The organism is Sphingopyxis sp. USTB-05 (assembly GCF_023822045.1).
Taxonomy (GTDB): Bacteria; Pseudomonadota; Alphaproteobacteria; order Sphingomonadales; family Sphingomonadaceae; genus Sphingopyxis.
This window is the reverse complement of record NZ_CP084712.1, coordinates 1343098-1361634: the sequence shown is the minus strand read 5'-3', so window position 1 is coordinate 1361634 and position 18537 is coordinate 1343098. Positions and strand designations below refer to the sequence as shown.

The 18537-nt window shown below is 63.5% G+C and carries 20 protein-coding genes; 14 read left to right on the top strand and 6 right to left on the bottom strand.

Translation table 11 applies throughout. The features are described 5' to 3' along the window. Nucleotides 1-2: 2 nt before the first annotated feature. The 4 genes from KEC45_RS06010 (at nt 3) to KEC45_RS05995 (ending at nt 1810) form a co-directional block, all read left to right on the top strand. On the top strand, nt 3-221 hold the full coding sequence (locus KEC45_RS06010; protein WP_062181840.1) for a hypothetical protein: 219 nt from the start codon (nt 3-5) through the stop codon (nt 219-221). Nucleotides 222-224: 3 nt separating this feature from the next. Beyond that, nucleotides 225-686, top strand: coding sequence for a transcriptional regulator NrdR (nrdR, locus tag KEC45_RS06005; protein WP_062181843.1), 462 nt, complete (start codon nt 225-227; stop codon nt 684-686). 136 nt (nt 687-822) lie between these two features. Beyond that, nucleotides 823-1065 carry a hypothetical protein gene (locus tag KEC45_RS06000; RefSeq protein ID WP_062181846.1) on the top strand — a complete coding sequence of 81 codons (243 nt, stop codon included), beginning with the start codon at nt 823-825 and terminating at the stop codon, nt 1063-1065. A 28-nt stretch (nt 1066-1093) separates the two neighbouring features. Next, nucleotides 1094-1810 carry an RNA methyltransferase gene (locus KEC45_RS05995; protein WP_062181849.1) on the top strand — a complete coding sequence of 239 codons (717 nt, stop codon included), beginning with the start codon at nt 1094-1096 and terminating at the stop codon, nt 1808-1810. Nucleotides 1811-2110: 300 nt separating this feature from the next. Here KEC45_RS05995 and KEC45_RS05990 read toward each other — a convergent pair whose 3' ends face one another. After that, nucleotides 2111-2425 (bottom strand): chorismate mutase, encoded by a 315-nt coding sequence (locus tag KEC45_RS05990; protein WP_062181857.1) that lies wholly within the window; start codon nt 2423-2425, stop codon nt 2111-2113. A gap of 201 nt (nt 2426-2626) precedes the next feature. On the opposite strand from KEC45_RS05990, the gene rpsD reads away from it, so the two are divergent. Continuing rightward, on the top strand, nt 2627-3238 hold the full coding sequence (gene rpsD, locus KEC45_RS05985) for a 30S ribosomal protein S4 (RefSeq protein WP_062181860.1): 612 nt from the start codon (nt 2627-2629) through the stop codon (nt 3236-3238). A gap of 65 nt (nt 3239-3303) precedes the next feature. Here the strand turns inward: rpsD and KEC45_RS05980 are convergent, their stop codons facing one another. After that, nucleotides 3304-5220, bottom strand: a complete 1917-nt coding sequence (locus KEC45_RS05980; RefSeq protein ID WP_252171661.1) for a S9 family peptidase — start codon at nt 5218-5220, stop codon at nt 3304-3306. Between the two features lie 190 nt (nt 5221-5410). On the opposite strand from KEC45_RS05980, the gene KEC45_RS05975 reads away from it, so the two are divergent. The 3 genes from KEC45_RS05975 (at nt 5411) to aguB (ending at nt 9156) form a co-directional block, all read left to right on the top strand. Next, the gene (locus KEC45_RS05975) at nt 5411-7096 is read left to right on the top strand and encodes a M28 family metallopeptidase (RefSeq protein ID WP_062181867.1); all 1686 of its coding nucleotides are present in this window, start codon (nt 5411-5413) and stop codon (nt 7094-7096) included. A gap of 117 nt (nt 7097-7213) precedes the next feature. Continuing rightward, entirely contained in the window at nt 7214-8197 is a 984-nt protein-coding gene (locus KEC45_RS05970) for an agmatine deiminase family protein (RefSeq protein WP_062181869.1), read from the top strand. 107 nt (nt 8198-8304) lie between these two features. Then, a complete protein-coding gene (aguB, locus tag KEC45_RS05965; RefSeq protein WP_062184048.1) occupies nt 8305-9156 on the top strand; it encodes an N-carbamoylputrescine amidase in 852 nt (283 codons plus the stop codon). Between the two features lie 9 nt (nt 9157-9165). On the opposite strand, the gene KEC45_RS05960 is transcribed toward aguB, so the two are convergent. Next, nucleotides 9166-9939 (bottom strand): alpha/beta fold hydrolase, encoded by a 774-nt coding sequence (locus KEC45_RS05960; protein ID WP_062181872.1) that lies wholly within the window; start codon nt 9937-9939, stop codon nt 9166-9168. Between the two features lie 135 nt (nt 9940-10074). Between KEC45_RS05960 and KEC45_RS05955 the strand changes: the two genes are divergently transcribed. Further along, nucleotides 10075-10719: an FABP family protein gene (locus KEC45_RS05955; RefSeq protein WP_252171660.1), complete on the top strand. Its 645-nt coding sequence runs from the start codon at nt 10075-10077 to the stop codon at nt 10717-10719. 4 nt (nt 10720-10723) lie between these two features. On the opposite strand, the gene KEC45_RS05950 is transcribed toward KEC45_RS05955, so the two are convergent. Beyond that, nucleotides 10724-11344, bottom strand: a complete 621-nt coding sequence (locus KEC45_RS05950; protein ID WP_062181878.1) for a PilZ domain-containing protein — start codon at nt 11342-11344, stop codon at nt 10724-10726. Nucleotides 11345-12037: 693 nt separating this feature from the next. Here KEC45_RS05950 and KEC45_RS05945 point away from each other — a divergent pair. The 5 genes from KEC45_RS05945 to KEC45_RS05925 all read left to right on the top strand — a co-directional run bounded on the left by KEC45_RS05945 (nt 12038) and on the right by KEC45_RS05925 (nt 16867). After that, entirely contained in the window at nt 12038-12910 is an 873-nt protein-coding gene (locus KEC45_RS05945) for a TauD/TfdA family dioxygenase (RefSeq protein WP_062181880.1), read from the top strand. A 13-nt stretch (nt 12911-12923) separates the two neighbouring features. Continuing rightward, entirely contained in the window at nt 12924-13907 is a 984-nt protein-coding gene (locus KEC45_RS05940; protein WP_062181882.1) for an ABC transporter substrate-binding protein, read from the top strand. Then, a complete protein-coding gene (locus KEC45_RS05935; protein ID WP_062181885.1) occupies nt 13904-14749 on the top strand; it encodes an ABC transporter permease in 846 nt (281 codons plus the stop codon). The genes KEC45_RS05940 and KEC45_RS05935 overlap by 4 nt, the downstream gene beginning before the upstream one ends. Nucleotides 14750-14760: 11 nt before the next feature. After that, nucleotides 14761-15531: an ABC transporter ATP-binding protein gene (locus KEC45_RS05930; RefSeq protein ID WP_062181888.1), complete on the top strand. Its 771-nt coding sequence runs from the start codon at nt 14761-14763 to the stop codon at nt 15529-15531. Between the two features lie 79 nt (nt 15532-15610). Next, nucleotides 15611-16867, top strand: coding sequence for a dicarboxylate/amino acid:cation symporter (locus KEC45_RS05925; RefSeq protein WP_062181891.1), 1257 nt, complete (start codon nt 15611-15613; stop codon nt 16865-16867). On the opposite strand, the gene KEC45_RS05920 is transcribed toward KEC45_RS05925, so the two are convergent. After that, on the bottom strand, nt 16861-17613 hold the full coding sequence (locus KEC45_RS05920; RefSeq protein WP_062181894.1) for an Asp/Glu racemase: 753 nt from the start codon (nt 17611-17613) through the stop codon (nt 16861-16863). The two genes, KEC45_RS05925 and KEC45_RS05920, sit on opposite strands and share 7 nt — an antisense overlap. A 10-nt stretch (nt 17614-17623) precedes the next feature. Continuing rightward, nucleotides 17624-18532 (bottom strand): fumarylacetoacetate hydrolase family protein, encoded by a 909-nt coding sequence (locus tag KEC45_RS05915; RefSeq protein ID WP_252171659.1) that lies wholly within the window; start codon nt 18530-18532, stop codon nt 17624-17626. Between the last annotated feature and the right edge of the window lie 5 nt (nt 18533-18537).

The following is an 18537-nucleotide window of genomic DNA, read 5'->3' as shown; positions in this document are numbered from 1 at the left end:
CGATGGCGCGGCAGCACCCCGAGGAACCGACGCTGGTCGAACTTTCGATCGAAGAGATCAAGGCGATGGGCAAGCAAGGCATGGCCCATCCCTCGACGCGTCCGGTGCTGATCGGCGGTGCGGTCGGCGCGGCAATCGGCTTGCTGCTCGACGCGCTCAGTTGGCCCGTCGGCCTGTTCGGCGGCGCGCTCATCGCATTGCTGATGCGGGTGAAACGCTAACTTATGCGCTGCCCCTATTGCGGACATGAAGACAGTCAGGTGAAGGACAGCCGTCCGACCGAGGACGGCGCAGCGATTCGCCGGCGGCGCCAGTGCGAGGATTGCGGCGCGCGCTTTACGACGTTCGAGCGCATCCAACTGCGCGAAGTTGCGGTGCTGAAAGCCGACGGCGGGCGCGAGCCCTTCGACCGCGAGAAACTGATGCGCAGCGTCCAGATCGCGTGCCGCAAGCGTCCGATCGACGGCGCGCGCATCGAACGACTGGTGTCGGGCATCCAGCGCCAGCTCGAAACATCGGGCGAGAGCGAAGTGCACGCGCAGCAGATCGGCGCGATGGTGATGGAGGCCCTCAAAGGCTTCGACAATGTGGCCTATATCCGCTTTGCCAGTGTCTATCGGGACTTTACCGAAGCCAAGGATTTCGAGGATTTTGCAAGTCAGGTCGGCGATCTCGGTAACGGTTAAGCGGGGGCGCCCGACATAGGAACGCTATTTCCTGCGGATTGGCCGATTTCATCACGCCTCATATTGCGTTAAACGGCGTCCCATCAGGATTGGGCCTCATCTTTTTTGCATTCGCTTTCGAGCGCGGGAATTTTTCATGATCATATATTTTCTGGCGCTGATGACGGCGGCCACCACCCCAGCCGCCGCGCCGACCGAAGCGGGCGAGACGCCGCCTGCAAAAGAGGAAAAGCTGATCTGCACCAAATCTGTCGTGACGGGCTCACCCGCCCGCTCGAAGCGTGTGTGCCGGACCCGCGCGCAATGGGAGGCGGAGAAAGAGGAAGCGCGCAAAGATTATGAACGGACACGCGCACCGCAAACGCGCAATTCGCACTGACAGGCCGACGGCTGTCCTGAGTCCCGCCATGCAAAAACCCCTGATTGTCCTCGTTCGCCCGCAATTGGGTGAGAATATCGGCAAAGCAGCGCGCGCGATGCTCAATTTCGGGCTGACCGAACTGCGCCTCGTCGCCCCGCGCGACGGCTGGCCCAATCCCGATGCGGGGCCGGCAGCGTCGGGCGCCGATGTCGTACTGGCCGAGGCGCAGGTTTTCGACACCCTCGCCGACGCGGTCGCCGACTGCACGACCATCTATGCGACCACAGTGCGCAAGCGCGGCGTGACCAAGCCGGTGCTGACCCCCGAAGCCGCCGCGCGCGAGGTGCACGCCAGCGCGGGGCGCTCCGCCTATATCTTCGGCCCCGAACGCTCGGGGCTCGAAACCGACGATGTTACCTTGGCGCACAAGATCGTGACCGTGCCGATCAATCCCGAATTCGCCTCGCTCAACCTCGCACAAGCGGTGATCCTGCTCGCCTATGAATGGTCGAAGGGCGTCGCGCTAGCCAGCCCGCCCGAAGTGCCGCTCGACCCGCCCGCGCCGCACGCCGAAATGGAAGAACTGATCGGGCATCTGGTGCGCGACCTCGACAAGAGCGGCTATTTTTTCCCGCCCGAGCGCAAGGAAATGACGCTCCGCACATTGCGCACCGCGCTCACCAAGACCGGCTGGTCGTATAACGACATCCGGATGATGCACGGGATCATTACATCGCTGGGCCGCACGCCAAGGGCGCGATAACAGCCTCTTGGCCGCGCCCCAAAATGCGCATAGAAAGTCGCATCCTTTAAGGAGCGAATAACCCTATGTTCTCCATATTAATTTCGCTGGCGATGGCATCGGCCTCAGCGAACGGAACCGACAAACCCCCTGCCAAGCCCGCAAAGCCCAGAAAGGTCTGCGAGCAGGTGGAAGGCGGCATAGGCAGTCGCCTCTCGCAGCGTGTATGCCGTGTCGTCGAACCGGCGAAGCCGAAAGAAGAGGCTGTAGAGGCAAGCAGCGAAAAGCCGGCGGCAAGCAACACCGACTAAGCTGGACAGATCAGCTATCGGCGCGAAGCTGTTCCCAACGGACCGCCTCATAGGCGATCGACTGTTCGACCAGTTCGTTCCACACCGCGCGGAGCCGCTCGGGCTCCAGCCCTGCAATCTCGGCCGCGCGCGCGACATTGTCGAGCACCTCGGCCTTGCGCACTTCGTCGCGGACGGCGCTGCGATCGGGCTTGATGCGCGCTGCGGCATCCATATAGCCAAAGCGGCGGACGAGCAGCGCGACGAGCGCGCGGTCGACCTCGTCGACGCCGGCGCGGACATCGATCATCGTTTCGCATTGTTCGGGAAGTTTGGCGGACGTCATGCGCGCTGCCTTTAGCGGCTTTTTCGCCGCTGTCGAGCGGGCCGCTCGATGCTTGACTTTACGCCCCTGCCCGTCTAACCGCGCGCCTTCGCAATGGACCCCGCACCCCGGTGAAGCGGCGGTCGCATATGGAAATCTCCATATGGTGCGACCCGGGAACAAGCCGAAATCCTTCGGCACACAGCATATTGGAGACGACATATGTCGAAGCGCCAGAGCGCCAAGTATAAACTCGACCGCCGGATGGGTGAAAACATCTGGGGTCGCCCCAAGAGCCCCGTCAACCGCCGCGAATACGGCCCCGGCCAGCATGGTCAGCGCCGCAAGGGCAAGATGTCGGACTTCGGCATCCAGCTCCGCGCGAAGCAGAAGCTGAAGGGCTATTACGGCGACATCACCGAAAAGCAGTTCAAGAAGAACTATTTCGAAGCATCGCGCATGAAGGGCGACACCGGCCAGAACCTGATCGGCCTGCTCGAGCGCCGCCTCGACGCCGTCGTCTATCGCTCGAAGTTCACCCCGACGATCTTCTCGGCGCGTCAGCTCGTCAGCCACGGCCACGTCTATGTGAATGGCGTGAAGTGCAACGTCGCCAGCCGCCTCGTGAAGCCGGGCGATGAAATCACCCTCGGCAAGAAGGCACAGGAAATGGCGCTGGTCGCCGAAGCCCAGAGCCTGCCCGAGCGCGACCTGCCCGAATATCTGGCCGTCGACGGCACCAAGTCAACCTATGTCCGCGTCCCGACGCTCGACGAAGTGCCCTATCCGGTGAAGATGGAACCGAACCTGGTCGTCGAATTCTATTCGCGCTGATCGAGTTCGCTATCGAATTCAAAAGGGGGCGGTCCGGCAACGGGCCGCCCCCTTTTCTTTGCGCGTCAGTGCGGCAGGAACTGCGTAATCCGTGCCAGCATAGCGGTGCGTGCCTCGCTGTCGTTCAGGCTGGTTGCCAGTCCAGGATATTCGATCAGTTCGACCGACTTACCCGCGTCGGCAAGCGCACGGCGCATGATCCGCGCTTGCTCGATATTGGCGCGCTGGTCGAAAGTGCCGTGGAACATCAACACGGGCGCCTTGATGTTAGCAGCATTCTGCGCCGGCGACCCTTCGCGGATATGCGGCCCCGAACCGACAAAATCGCGAAGAACGGCGCCTGATGCAAATTTCATCGCCCGGCTCTTAAACTGCGCAAGATCGGTAATCGGCGCGATCGCCACGATCGAGCGGAACAGGCCGGGCTCGGTCGCTCCCGACTGCAGCGCGGCATAGCCGCCATAGTGCCAGCCGACGATCGACAGCTTCGCAGGGTCCGCCCCCTCGGTCAGCAACCAGCGCCCCGCGTCGTTCACGTCGCCTATAGCCGTTCGCCACGACTGGAAGCCATTATCCATATACCATTGATCGCCATAACCCGCCGCCCCCCGATAGTTGGGCTGGACCACGGCGAAGCCGCGCCAGGCGAAATACTGAGCAAGCCAATCGAATCCCCATTCGTCGCGCGCAGCTAGTCCGCCATGCGGCATGACGATTGCTGGCAGCCCCTTGGCATCGACCTTACCAAGCGGCAGCGTCAGATAGCCGGGGATCATCGTGCCGTCCGATGCGGGATACCGGATAGGCTTCACCGGCGACAGGGCTTGGTCCGCGAGCAAAGGCCGCTCGTCAAGCAGCGGACGAAGCTGCTTCGACGATGGGGTATAACGATAATATCTGCCTGGATCGATGTCGGAGCCGACCCAAACCAACCAATGCGCCTCATCAGCCGAGGCATCGATGAAATATACGTCCTTTCCGCCAAGAGCACCAGACAACGACTTCGCCATTGCCGCCACTTTCGGGTCGGTGATTTCCATGTGGCGCCGCTCGGTGACATAAGTCGCCCCGACAACGCGTTGATCGCGGCCGACGCGAACCAGTTCGTCGACATCCACTTCGGAATGGCGGAACAGTGCCTCGGTCTTTCCGGTTCCATCCAGACTTAGCGCAACGATGGCTCTACGTCCGTCGACGTTCGCGAATCCAATCGCACGATCCGTGGTGATATCAACAGCATAGGGATAAAAGCCCTTCCTTGACAGGGTGTCGTACGAGGACAATTGTTCCCAATCCCGGCTATTTTTACGCCTGAACATGTGGCGCACCAGCGGGTCTGCATAGCCGCGATATGTGGTCGGGCTATTGAGGCCCATGATCCGAACCTGCCCCTTCCCGTCCGATACATATTCTATCGCATCCCGGCGCGGTTTTTCGACCGTTTTGGCCGATCCGTCGGTAGCCTTCACCAGATCGACGCCGAGTCCCTCGCCGTCTTTCCGGATCACCGTGGAGCCGGCTTCCGGAACGTAGCTGCGCGTTATAAGCAAATCCCCTTCAGCGCTCGGCTGCCAGTCGATCACCTCGCCGCCCCGGAAATCATATCCGATCGCGTTCGCCCCGCGTCGCGCGCTGAGCGTTTTCACATTGCCGCCGGACGCGTCGACACCCAGCAGCGACGTAAAGCCCATGATGTCGCCGCCGACATTTTCCCGGCCACCGATTTCGCAGACCAGACGCGCGGTGGTCGCCCATTTGCACCAGAACAGGATTTCGGGATCGCCGCTCGAACGCAAAATGCGCCGGGGCACCGCCCCCTCGCCGATGTCGACGATATACAGGTCGTTCCCCTGGCCCTTGCTGGGCGCTAGAAATGCCAGCTTCTCGCCATCGGGCGACAGGCTGACCTGCGTCGCGCCCGCCAATGTCCCGAACCGCCGCGCGACGTCGTCATTCTGCGCATGCGCAACCGGTGCGGTCACGCAAGCGCCAATAAGCAGTAACAATCGCCCCTTCATCCCGTCCCCCCGTATTATTGCCTGGTTTCAATAGCTAAATTGCGCTTTTTCTGTTGCCAAGCGAAATTGGTTTCAGTTGCAACGCGATACTTGCCGTAGGCCCGGCGGACTGGCACAAACCCGTCCGTCGAATTCCCATATCCAAGGACATTCCATGCTTCGTTTCCCCCGCTCGACCGCAGCCCTTGCGGTCCTCCTGACCGTTGCGGCATGCAACAGCTCCGACAAGGCGGCGACTTCTCCGGTCGCCATCCCCGACGTCCAGATTCCCGAACTGTCGCTCGCGACGCTGCAGGAGGTGACGAAGGAACTGTCGTCGGACGCCTTCGAGGGCCGCGCGCCCGGTACGGCAGGCGAGGAAAAGACCATCGCCTATATCATCAAGAAATATGAGGAAGCGGGGCTGAAGCCCGGCAACAACGGCAAGTGGACGCAGGACGTGCCGCTGGTCGAGATCACCGCGAAGAACGCGACGCCGATCAGCTTCACCGGCGGCAAGGCCCCGGTAACCGCGCAATATGCGAAGGACTATGTCGCGTTCAGCTGGCGCGTCCAGCCGAAGACCGAGGTGAAGGACAGCGACGTCGTTTTCGTCGGTTACGGCATCAATGCCCCCGAAAAGGGCTGGAACGATTATGCCGGGCTCGATGTGAAGGGGAAGACCGTCGTCGTCCTCGTCAACGACCCCGACTGGCAGACGAAGGAAGCCAAGGGCGAATTCAACGGCCGCGCGATGACCTATTATGGCCGCTGGTCGTATAAATATGAGGAAGCCGCGCGGCAGGGCGCAGCGGCAGTGCTGATCGTCCACGATACCAAACCCGCCGCCTATGGCTGGAACGTCGTTGAAAGCAGCAACACCGGCACGCAATATCTGGCCGAAAGCAAGAATGGCGGCGCCGACCAGACCGTCGCGAACGGCTGGATCCAACTCCCCAAGGCAAAGGAACTCTTCGCCAGCGCCGGACAGGATTTCGACAAGCTGCGCGCCGCTGCGGGCAAGAAGGGTTTCAAGCCTGTCGCGCTCACCGGCGTGAAGGCGAACTTCGGCTTCGATAACGAGATTGCGAAGAAGATGTCGCGTAACGTCGTCGGCATTCTGCCGGGCGCCAAGCGTCCCGACGAATATGTGCTCTACACCGGCCACTGGGATCACCTCGGCCGCTGCACGCCCGTCGCGGGCGACGACATCTGCAACGGCGCGGTCGACAATGCGAGCGGCATCGCGGGCCTCGTGACGCTGGCGCAGGCGTTCCACAAAGCGGGCGCGCCGGATCGCAGCATCGTGTTCCTTGCCGTCACCGCCGAGGAATCGGGCTTGCTCGGTTCGAAATATTACGCCGAAAACCCGATCTTCCCGCTCGCGCAGACCGTTGGCGGCGTGAACATGGACGCACTCAACGCGATCGGCCCGACGAAGGACATCGTGGTCGTTGGCCGCGGCAAGTCCGAACTCGATGCCTATGTCGCCAAGCTCGCGCAGATGGACAAGCGCGTGATCAAGGACGAGCCGACGCCCGAAAAGGGCTTCTATTATCGTTCGGATCACTTCAGCTTCGCCAAGCTCGGCGTGCCGATGTTCAACTTCGGCAGTGGCGACGATCTGGTCGAGGGTGGCGTCGAAGCCGGCAAGAAGGCGTCGGAAGACTATGAAAAGAACCGCTACCACGCGCCGGGCGACGAATATGAGGCGATCACCAACTGGGGCGGCATGATGTCCGACCTTCGCCTCTATTACGCTGCGGGCCGCATGCTTGCGATGACCGACGCATGGCCGAACTGGGTCGAGGGCGACGAATTCCGCGCCGCCCGCGACAAGTCGCGCGCTGCGGCCAAATAAGGTTTCGTCATTGCGAGCGAAGCGAAGCAATCCAGAGCGGTTCTGAGCCGCTCTGGATTGCCGCGTCCCCCGGCTTTCGCCGGGGTCCTCGCAATGACGAGAGAAAGGACAAGCGCCGTGAGCCTACGCATGCCTGCCGAATGGGCGCCGCACGATGCCGTCTGGATCGGGTTCCCCCACCTCGCCGAGGAATGGGCGGGCGCGATCGAAGAAGGGCGGCGCGACGTCGCCGCCTTTGCCAACGCCGTCCATGACGGCGGCCGCGGCGAAGAGGTGCGGCTGGTCGTCAACAACGCACGGCAGGCGGACATCGCCGCCGCGCTCGTCGATCCGGGCGTCCGCATCCTGATCCAGCCTTTGGGCGATATCTGGCTGCGTGATACCGGGCCGATCATCGCCGGGACGGGCACAGCACGCCGCGCACGCAATTTCGAATTCAACTGGTGGGGCGAAAAATTCGTGATGCCGGGCGATCAGGAGGTTGGCGCGGCGCTGGCGGCCGGATCGGGCCTGCCGGTCGACGATCAGGACTGGGTGCTCGAAGGCGGCGGCATCGACGTCGACGGAACCGGCCTCTGCGTCACCACCGAGGAATGCCTGCTCAACACCAACCGCAACCCGACGCTGACGCGCGAGGATATCGCGGTGCGGCTGCACCAGTCGCTCGGCATCGACCGGCTGCTGTGGCTCGGCAACGGGCTTGTCGGTGACCACACAGATGGTCATGTCGACAATCTCGCGCGCTTTGTCGGCGAGGGTCGCCTCGCGCTGCCTGTCGCGGCGGGAGCGGACGACCCCAACGTGCATATCTATGCCGATGCGCGCGCGCGGACCGCGGCGTTCGGCGGGGTAGAAATCGTCGACCTGCCCTCGCCCGGTCGCGTCGAAGTGGACGGCGAGATCGCGGCGGCAAGCTATATGAATTTCTATATCGGCAACAGCGTCGTGGTCGTGCCCACCTATGGCGTTTCGAGCGACCAAACCGCGGTCGATACGCTCGCGGCACTCTTTCCCGACCGCCGCGCTGTCGGTGTGCCGGCGCGCGGGATCATCGTCGGCGGCGGCAGCTTCCATTGCTCGAGCCAGCAGCTTCCAAGCTGATATCATTCTCATCGTCATCCCGGCGAAGGCCGGGATGACGGGAGAAGGTGGCGCCCGAACGCAGCTTTTGCTCTGGCAAGATGCGCAGGCTCGCTTATATCCGCCCCATGACCCGCACCATCACCGTCGCCGCGTTGCAGCTTCCCCTGCCCGGCCCCGTCGAGCCCAATATCGAGGCCGTCACCGCGCTCGTCGAGGAAGCGGCCGCGAAGGGCGCACAAGTCATCCTGCCGCCCGAACTCTTTGAAGGCCCCTATTTCTGTCAGGTCGAGGAAGAAGAGCTGTTCGCCAACGCCCGACCGACCGCCGAGCACCCCAGCGTCCTCGCGATGCAGGCGCTTGCGGCAAAGCTGAAGGTCGCGATCCCGACGAGCTATTTCGAAAAGGACGGGCCGCATTATTACAATACGCTCGCGATGATCGGCCCCGACGGGGCGATCATGGGGACGTATCGCAAAAGCCACATCCCCGACGGTCCGGGCTATGAGGAAAAATATTATTTCCGCCCCGGCAATACCGGCTTCAAGGTGTGGGACGTTTTCGGGACGCGCATCGGCATCGGCGTCTGCTGGGATCAATGGTATCCAGAATGCGCGCGCGCGATGGCGCTGATGGGCGCCGAATTGCTGTTCTATCCGACCGCAATCGGAAGCGAGCCCTATGACGCGGACCTCGACACCAGCCGCATGTGGCGCCGCGCGATGCAGGGGCATAGCGTGTCGAACTGCATGCCGGTGATTGCTGCAAACCGCATCGGGCCAGAGGGTGACGCCAATTTCTATGGCCACAGCTTCATCACCGACGAATGGGGCGACATGACGCAAGCGTTCGGTGCGGCCGAAACCGGAGTCCTGACCCAGACGATCGACCTCGACCGCGCAGCGAAGCATCGCGCAGGCATGGGCTTTTTCCGCGACCGCCGACCACAGCTCTACGGCCGGCTGGTCGAGGACATCTGACCCGCGGCGTCAGGCGGCGCTCGCGGCCTCGACGATCAGCCTCATGATCGCCTCAGGCTGCGAAATCATCGACAGGTGGCTCGCCTTGAGTTCGATCGTCTTCGCACCCATCCGTTTCGCCATGAAGCGTTCGAGATCGGGATTGATCGTGCGGTCCTCGCTCGACACGGCATAGAAGCTGGGTTTCGACCGCCAAGCCGCCTGCGTGACTTGCCCGCTCAGCAACGCCCGCTGAAAAGGCTGCTGCACCGCATAGAGCAGCCGCGCTTTCGCTTCCGGCAGATCGCCGGCAAAATCGCGCAGGAATGCCGCTTCACTCAACCGCCCTTCGTCACCGTCATAGACGATGCCTGCCGTCGCCGGCGGCGTCGGATATTCCTTCGCCAGCGCGGCATAATTCTCGTTCGCGTCAGGCGCCCGCGCCGCGACATAGACCAGCGAAGCGACATTCGGATGCACGCCGGCCTGCGTCACGAGCATGCCGCCGAAACTATGGCCAACGAGGACCGTGGGCCCGTCCTGCCGCGCCAGAACGCGTTCGGCGGCAGCGACCGACTCGTCGAGCGTCGTCAGCGGATTTTGCACCGAGGTCGTGTTGAAGCCCAGCGCCTGCAGCCGCGATATCACGTCGGTCCAGCAGGAGCCGTCGGCAAAGAGCCCATGAACGAACACGATATTGAGTGCCTTGACCCCGGGCGGCGTGGCCCCTCGCGTGGCCCCCATCAGGAGCGGGGCAGCCGCACCGGCGATGACGGCAGCGGAAAAATCACGGCGGTTCATCATGGCCTCTCTCCCGACGCACGATCGATATGGACGGGATAGACGGCGGCACCTTTCCTGCGAACCCACACCTTGGTTTGGTTTGCTTTAGCCGCCGACGCGGGCAATAGCGGATGGAGACAAGAGCGGGGAAACAACATGGATATTCCGGAAGACATCTTCACCGAGCCCGAGGACGTCGATCCCGAGACGCTGGCAAATCTCGGTCCGCTCGCGCGGCTTGCGGGAATCTGGGAAGGCGAGCGCGGCGTCGATATCAATCCCAAGGCGGACGGTCCGGAGACGCGGAAATATTACGAACGGATCGAAATGCAGCCGATCGACCCGCAGGCGAACGGGCCCCAGCTATTCTATGGCCTGCGCTACCATCAACACGTCAACACGCGCGAAGAAGACATCAGCTTCCACGACCAGGTCGGCTATTGGCTCTATGAAGCATCGACGGGGCTGATCTTGCAGACGCTGGCGATCCCGCGCGGCCAGATCGCGATTGCGTCGGGACATGCCGAGCCCGACGCGAAGCGGCTCGTCGTCAAGGCGGAGCGCGGCCAGACCGAATATGGCATCTGCTCGACGAGTTTCCTCGACCTCGCCTTTCGCACCGACGCCTATCAGCTGATGATCGATTTCCGCGACGACGGATCGTGGAGCTATGTGTCGGATACGACATTGATGGTGAAGGGCCGCGACGAGCCTTTCCTGCATCGCGACCGCAATATGCTGGTGAAGGTCGCCGAGCCCGATCTCAATCCCTGGGCGAAGATCGTCCGGGGCGCCGCCTGAGGCATCAGCCGTCGAAGCGGTGGATACTTTCCAAGTCGGAGCGGTCGAGTGGCTGCGTCAGCCACAATCCACCGCGCCCGGCGCGTGACCAGCGGACGATCGCACGGCGCTTGACCCCGCCGGCGAGCACCAGGTCGAACTCCTTGCCGACCTCCAGATGGCCGTCGTGGATGAAGCCCGCACCATTTTGCGAGAGATCGACGAGTTCGATCTGGCTCGTGCCCTCGTCGTTGATCGCCTGCGCTCTTGTGCTGACCGGCAGACGCGGCTGGCGATAGCCGGACCCGCGCTGTTCGGCCGCCAATTGCTTCAGCACGTCGGCGACATCGACTTCCTTGTCGAACGCAACGCCGCAGCGGCCGGCATCGGACCAGACGACTTCGCCGCGTATCACGACCGTATCCGACAGCGATATCTCAAGCTTTTCGCCGATATTGATCGGAACGTCGGCGGCGAGCATCATGCCCTTGTCGGAAATATTCCGCACCCGCCACAATCCTGCATCGCCGTTGCGCACCACTTTGGCGATCCGCCAGACGGTACGATAACGATCGCCGCCACGACGATCGCCGTCCGCCTCGCTCTGCTGCTCCTCAATCGGATCGGAGAAGCGACGTTGGTTCATGTCATATACCTTATCGAAGCAGCACCGAACGGAAGCAAAACTTCCTATCTATACTGCGAAATACACAATCCCCACCACGCCGCATTACTTGAATTAGACTTATAATTCAATGATAGCGCGGATCATAGTTAACCCCACCTCGGTCAGAAAAATACGAAAGCATCCGCGGTCCCGGTGGTCGTTAGACAGCGAAGTTTTCGTATTTACACAATTTACGGTGCGATCCCGCCCGGATTAAGTGCCAAAATGACGTCTTTCAGATGGTGGGATCGAGGCCCTTCACCCCCATCGCGACAGGCCGGTCGAACCGAGCGGCGCTTTTCGCCATGAAAGCGAAACTACGCTTGACGCCAACAACTCTACCGATCAAGTTGAGTTGCCGGCTCTGATCCCGACCGGCAGCGCATTTTTCCCGGGATCCGCGGCTTTTGACCGGGAAGCAGCTTGCTCCGCGTTACCAACGGCTAAAGCGCGCGATGCTCAGGCGACAGCGCCAGGTATCGTGTTCCCCTCATTCGATGAGGCGATACGATGCAATATTTCCAGCCGCGATAGCGACCGCGAGCCGACAAAGGCGCGCCACTCTCGCCCTGAGCGCTCGCCATAGCCCAGCCTTCTCCCGGCATCGCCGCCGCGCGACCGCCGCCCCTTTCGCGCGCCCCGCCGGCGCCATCCCGCAACGAGGATAAATCCATGACAGTCCAGACGCTTGAGCATGACACCGCCACCACCCTCTTCGACATCACTCCGCTGCAGCCGAGCCTGGGCGCGCAAATCAGCGGAATCGACCTCACAGAGCTACTCGACCGCCCGACCTATGACGCGCTGCGCGCCGCGCTCCTCCAGTATAAGGTGCTCTTTTTCCGCGATCAGAATCTGACGCGCGAACAGCATATCGCGCTCGGCGCGGCCTTTGGCGACCTTGAGGAACATCCGGTCTTTTCGCTGCCCGACTATCCGCAAATCCTGCCGCTGATCTCGCAGGAACTGAAGGGCAAGTACCGCCAGTCGACCGACAGCAATTGGCACGCCGACACGACCTTCCGCACCGAACCCTCGGCGGCGTCGATCCTGATCCAGCGCGTCTCTCCCTCGCTCGGCGGCGATACGGTGTTTGCCAATGCCGTCGCGGCTTACGAGACGCTCGATGAGGAGACGAAGGCACGGATCGACGGCCTCACCGCGATCCATGATCCAAGCGTCTTCATCCAGTTTCTCGATACCGAGGAGAAAAAGGACGCCCTGCGCAACAGCTTCCCGCCGGTCGAACACCCCGTCGTGCGCATCCATCCCGAAACGGGCGAGAAGGTGCTCTACGTCAATTCGGTGTTCACCCGCTACATCGTCGGACTGCCCGAGGATGAGAGCAAGGCTCTGCTGACGCGCCTGTTCGACCAGGTCAAGCGTCCCGAATTCCAGGTGCGGTGGAGCTGGCGGCCCGGATCGATCGCCTTCTGGGACAATCGCGCAACGCAGCACTATGCCGTCCCCGACTATAGCGAAGCGCGCCACATGGAGCGTGTGACGATCGTCGGCGACCGCCCGGTCGGCCCGAGTGCGGCCTGATCCGGCGCCCCAGATGAAACTCTCCCTCACCCCCTTTCGCACGCTAGTCGCGGGCGCCTTCCTGTCGCTCGCGGCCTGCGGCGGCGCGCCCGATGGCGGCACGACGATCAAGATCGGCGACCAGCTCCACGCGCTCAAATCCTCGCTCGACGTTTCGGGCGAAGGCCAGCCGACCGATTACAAGATCGAATGGGCCAATTTCGTCGGCGGCCCGCCGATCATCGCGGCGCAGACGGGCGGATCGCTCGATGTGGGCTGGATGGCCGAAACCCCGCTGATCTTTGCGCAGGCCGCGGGCAGCCCGGTAAAGGTCGTCGCGGTCAGCAAGACCGTCGACGGCGGCGGATCGCCATATGCTTTGGTGGTAAAACCGGACTCGCCGATCCGCAGCATCGCCGACCTCAAAGGCAAGTCGGTGTCGTTCATGAAGGGCACGGTGCTGCATTATTTCGTCGCGCGGCTGCTCGATAAACAAGGCCTGTCGCTGAAAGACATCAAGCCAGTGCAGGCGACCGGCTTCGGCACCGGGCTGCTCGACAAGGGTTCGGCCGACGCCATCACGATCGGCGAGCCCTATCTGACGCAGGCGCTCGACGCCGGTAAGGTGCGCGTGCTCGCCAGCGGCGCGCCGCCCAACACGCCGGGGTTCTTCTACCTCGTTGCATCCGACGCAGCGCTCGCCGATCCGGTGAAGGCAAAGGCGATCGGCGACCTTGTCGCACGCGCCGCGCGCGCGACCCGCTGGCAGCGTGAGAATCCCGTCAAGGCGGCGCCCGCCCTCGCCAAACGCTACAATGTCGACGCAAAGATCGCGGAAAAGATCATCACGCGCGCCCCCGCCAGCTATGCGCCGATCAGCGACGCGATCATCGCGGCGCATCAGGACGAGGCCGATCTGTTCTTCAAGGAAGGGCTGATCCGCAAGAAGCTCGACGCCTCGCAAATCTTCGACAAGCGCTACGACGATATTGTCATAGCGCAGGAGGCGGCGAAGTGAACGCGCCCACGCCCATCGCCCTCGCCGGCGATCCCGGCAGGCTGGTACAGCCGGTTGTCCGCAAGGCCGGAACCCGCTCGGAACGCTTCTCCTTCGCGCGCCGCGCAACGGGCCCGCTAATCATCGTCGCGCTGTGGGCAGTCTCGACCAGCGCAGGGTGGATCGATCCGTCGATCCTCCCCTCACCCGCCGGGCTCGTGGCGGGGTGGCAGCAATTGTGGACCGAACAAGCGCTTGCCTCACAGATTGCGACGTCGCTCACCCGCGCGCTCGTCGGCGGCGCGGTCGGCATCATCTTCGGGCTCATCCTCGGGACGATCGCCGGCCTGTCGAAGCTCGGCGAGGAACTGTTCGACGCGCTGCTCCAGATGCTACGCACCATCCCCTTTCTCGCGCTCGTCCCGCTGTTCATCGTCTGGTTCGGGATCGGCGAGGCGCCCAAGCTGCTCCTCATCGCGCTCGCGACGATGTTCCCGATGTATCTCAACACCTATGCCGGAGTGCGCAACGTCGACCGCAAGGTGATCGAGGCGATGCGCAGCTTCGGTCTCGGGGGCGGCCGCCTGATCTTCGAAGTCGTGCTGCCGCTCGCGCTGCCGCAGATTTTCACCGGGCTGCGCTTTGCGCTCGGGGTCTCGGTGCTCGTTCTGATCGCCGCCGAACAGATCAATGCCTCGGCCGGCCTCGGCTACCTGCTCAACAGTGCGCAAATGTACCAGCAGGTCGACGTCATCCTGATCTGCATCGCCATCTACGCAGTGCTCGGCCTCAGCGCCGACCTGATCGTCCGCTCGCTCGAACGGCTGTTCATGCCGTGGCGCGCGGGTGTCGCAATCCGATAGGAGACTTATCGATGTCCGCCGTTCTCTCGATCGATTTCGCCGCCGCCGAGCGTGTCGCCGCTCCCGACTTTTCGCACCGCCCGGTTGCGGTCGAGGTCAGCGACGTCAGCCGCAATTTCACCGGTGCCAACGTCCTAGATAGCCTGAACCTGACGATCCACAGCGGCGAATTCGTCGCGCTGCTCGGTGCATCGGGCAGCGGCAAGACGACCTTGCTGCGCATTCTCGCCGGGCTCGATGCCCCCGACGGCGGCGAAGCCTGGGTTCCCGAGGCGCGCACCGTCGTGTTCCAGGAACCGCGCCTCGTCCAGTCGAAGAGCGTGTGGAGGAATGTCGTGATCGGCCTGTCGGGCAACGACGCGTCGCGCGAACGCGCCGAATCCGCGCTCGCCGAGGTCGGGCTCGACCATCGCACCGATGCCTGGCCCGCGACGCTGTCGGGCGGCGAGGCGCAGCGTGCCGCGCTGGCGCGGGCCCTGGTGCGCGAACCGCGTCTGCTGCTGCTCGACGAGCCCTTTGCGGCGCTCGATGCGCTGACGCGGCTCAAGATGCAGCGGCTGATTGGCGAACTATGTCAGGCGCACGGCCCCGCGACGCTGCTCGTCACGCACGATGTCGAGGAAGCCATCCTGCTCGCCGACCGCATCCTCGTGCTAAAGGAAGGGCAGATCGGCTTTGACACGCGCGTCCGCCTGCCGCATCCGCGCCGCGCGGGCGGCGACGAGTTCGATGCGCTGCGCGATACTTTGCTCGCCGAACTGGGCGTGCCGCAGGCGCACTGACGCTCGGCTACCGAACACAGCAAAGGCTTTGACCGCCCCAGCATGCATCGGCATGCTGGGGTCAGGGGGATTTCGACTCATGGTAATTTCGCGCGCGCGGGCCTGGGCCACGCGCATGCCCGGATCGGGCTGGATGATCGTCGCGCTCGTCGCGGGTTTCACGATCGGCACCTTCGTTGCGACATCTTCGCCGGTGGTAGAGGCGGCGCAACTGGTCGGCGGCATCTGGCTCGACGGGCTGCGCATGACGATCGTCCCGCTGATCTTCGCGCTCGTCGCGACCGGCGTCGCCAGCCTTGGCATGGGCGACCATCATAAAGCCGCACGGCTCGGGCGCCGCCTGCCGCTGGTGCTGATCGGCCTGCTGATCGTCTCGGCGGTCATCGGCGCCCTGATGGTCCCGCCGCTGCTCGGCGCCGTCGCGATCGCACCCGCCGATATCGCCGCGCTTCGCACCCTCTTCCCGGCGCCGCCCGCGCCAGCGGTTCCCGGAGCGGCCGAGACGGTACGCGCAATGATCCCGACCAATGTCGTGGCGTCGGCGGCCGAAGGCGCGGTCCTGCCGCTCGTCATTTTCGCGCTCGTGCTGGGCCTTGCGGTCGGCAAGATCGACCGCGACCGCGCCGAGGCGGTCATCCAGCCGCTCCGCGGTCTTGCCGATGCGATGATCGTCGTCGTCGGCTGGGTGCTCCGCGTCGCGCCCATCGGCATCTTCGCGCTCGCACTGGCGATCGGCGCGACCGTCGGCACCGCGGTGCTCGCGATCCTCGCCCAATATCTCGCCATCTCGATATCGGTGACGCTGGTGCTGATCGTCCTCGGCTATGCTATCGCCCGCTTCGCCGGAGGCATTCCACTCGGCCGCTTTGCGCGCGCCATGGCCCCGGCGCAGGCGATTGCCGCGAGCACCCAATCCTCGATCGCGACACTGCCCGCGATGATGGTCAGCGCCGATCGCGTCGGCATCGAGGAGCGCAACGCCGCGGCGATCCTGCCGATGGCGGTCGCGACGTTCAAGATTACGGCTCCGTCGAACACGGTGATGATGGCGCTGGCGCTCGCGTGGATGGCGGGCGTCGAAGTCTCGCCGCTGCAACTCGCGGTCGCCTTGCCGCTCGCTGTGCTGTCGTCGCTGGCGATCCTCGGCATGCCGGGCCAGATCAGCTTCTATGCGTCGGTCGCACCGACTGCCATCGCAATTGGCGCGCCGATCGAACTGCTACCGATTTTGCTCGCGATCGACGTCATCCCCGACATGTTCCGCACGGTCGCCAATGTGACGCATGATGTCGCCGCCGCGGCAACCATTGCGCCGCCCGTCGCGGCGGATCAATAGCGGCCGGACAGCAGCGCCCCGGCGCCCGGAACCTGTGTCGACAGCCCCAGCCGTGTGAGCATCTGGTGCGCGGTGCAGATCGCCGCGGAGACGACGGGCAAGCCGATTGCATCCTCGATCTTCTGCACCGACGGCAGCGAGGGCATTTGGACGCACGCCGACAGCACCAGCGCGTCGATACCGGTCAGGTCCAGCCTTTTGTAATGATCGAGCAGGTTGGCCGGATCCTGCGCCGCGACTTCCAGATTGTCAGGAATTTCCAGCGCAAGCCAGTCGCTTACCTCGACACCCTCATCCTGAATGTAGGAAATGACCATTTGCGTCAGCGGCTTCATATAGGGCGCGACGAGCGCGATGCGCTTCGCCTTCAGTGCCGCCAGCCCCTCGATCAATGCGCCGGCGCTGGTGACGACGGGCGCGGCGCGGCCATTATCGACCGTGCGTTGGTGCAGCCGCGCTTCCGATACGCGATGATACCCCTTTCCCATGCTCATGATCGCGACCAGGCAGGCATAGCCGAGCACGTCGACCGCGGCGTCGGACAGTTCGAGCGCGCAGCGATCGGAATCGGCGTCCATCGCCGCAAGTTCTTCCTTCGTTACCTTTTTCATCCGCATGCGCGACGAGTGGAACGTGAAGCGTTCGGTCGCGATGGTTTCGCGGGCGCGGAGCAGCGCTGGAATCTCGGTTTCCATCGTGACGTTCGAACTGGGCACGATCTGCCCGATGCGGATGGGTCGTGTCATATCGCGCGCCTCAGACCGCGATGATCGGGTTGCGCAGGGTGCCGATGCCCTCGACGGTGCATTCGACGACATCGCCCGGCCACATGAACTCTTGCGGCTCACGCCCCGCACCAACGCCCGCCGGAGTGCCCGTCGCAATGATATCGCCCGGCTCAAGCGTCATCACGCTCGAAATGTCGGCGATCAGTTGGGGCACGTTGAACAGCATGAAGCGCGTGTTGCTGTTCTGCTTTTCGACGCCATTCACATGCGTCAGGATGTTGAGGTTGTGCGGATCGCCGATTTCGTCGGGTGTCACGATGCACGGCCCCATGGGGGCGAAGCTATCCTGCCCCTTCGACACGATCCACTGCCCCGCGCGGCGGCAATCGCGCGCCGACACGTCGTTGATCACGGTATAGCCGAACACATGGTTCAGCGCGTCACCCTCGGCGACGCGGCGCGCGGTGCTGCCGATGACCACCGCCAGTTCGGTTTCCCAGTCAAGCTGCTGCGTCACCTTCGCATTGTGACGGATCGGGTCGTTCCACGCGACGACGGCGGTAGGCGGCTTGGAGAAGATCACCGGCTGCTGCGGCAGATCGTTAGACGTATCGAGCGAGCGCGCCGATTCAGCGATATGCTCGGTATAGTTGAGACCGATTCCAAAGATATTTTTGCGCGGGCGCGGGATCGGCGCGAGCAAGCTGACATTGCCCACAGGCAGCGAGGTGCCGATCAGGTCGGCGGTGGTCGCCGCTGCTACCGCTTCCTTCAGGAAGCGAAGCGCGATCGGGCCCAGGTCGATGAAATCGAGCATCGTCGAAGGCAGATCATTGCCGATCGCATCGCCGAAATATTCGACGTCGATCACCGTCCCGTCGTGGAGAAGGCCGAGCCGCGGTTCGGTCTCGACCGTGCGATAAGTCACGAAGCGCATAGATA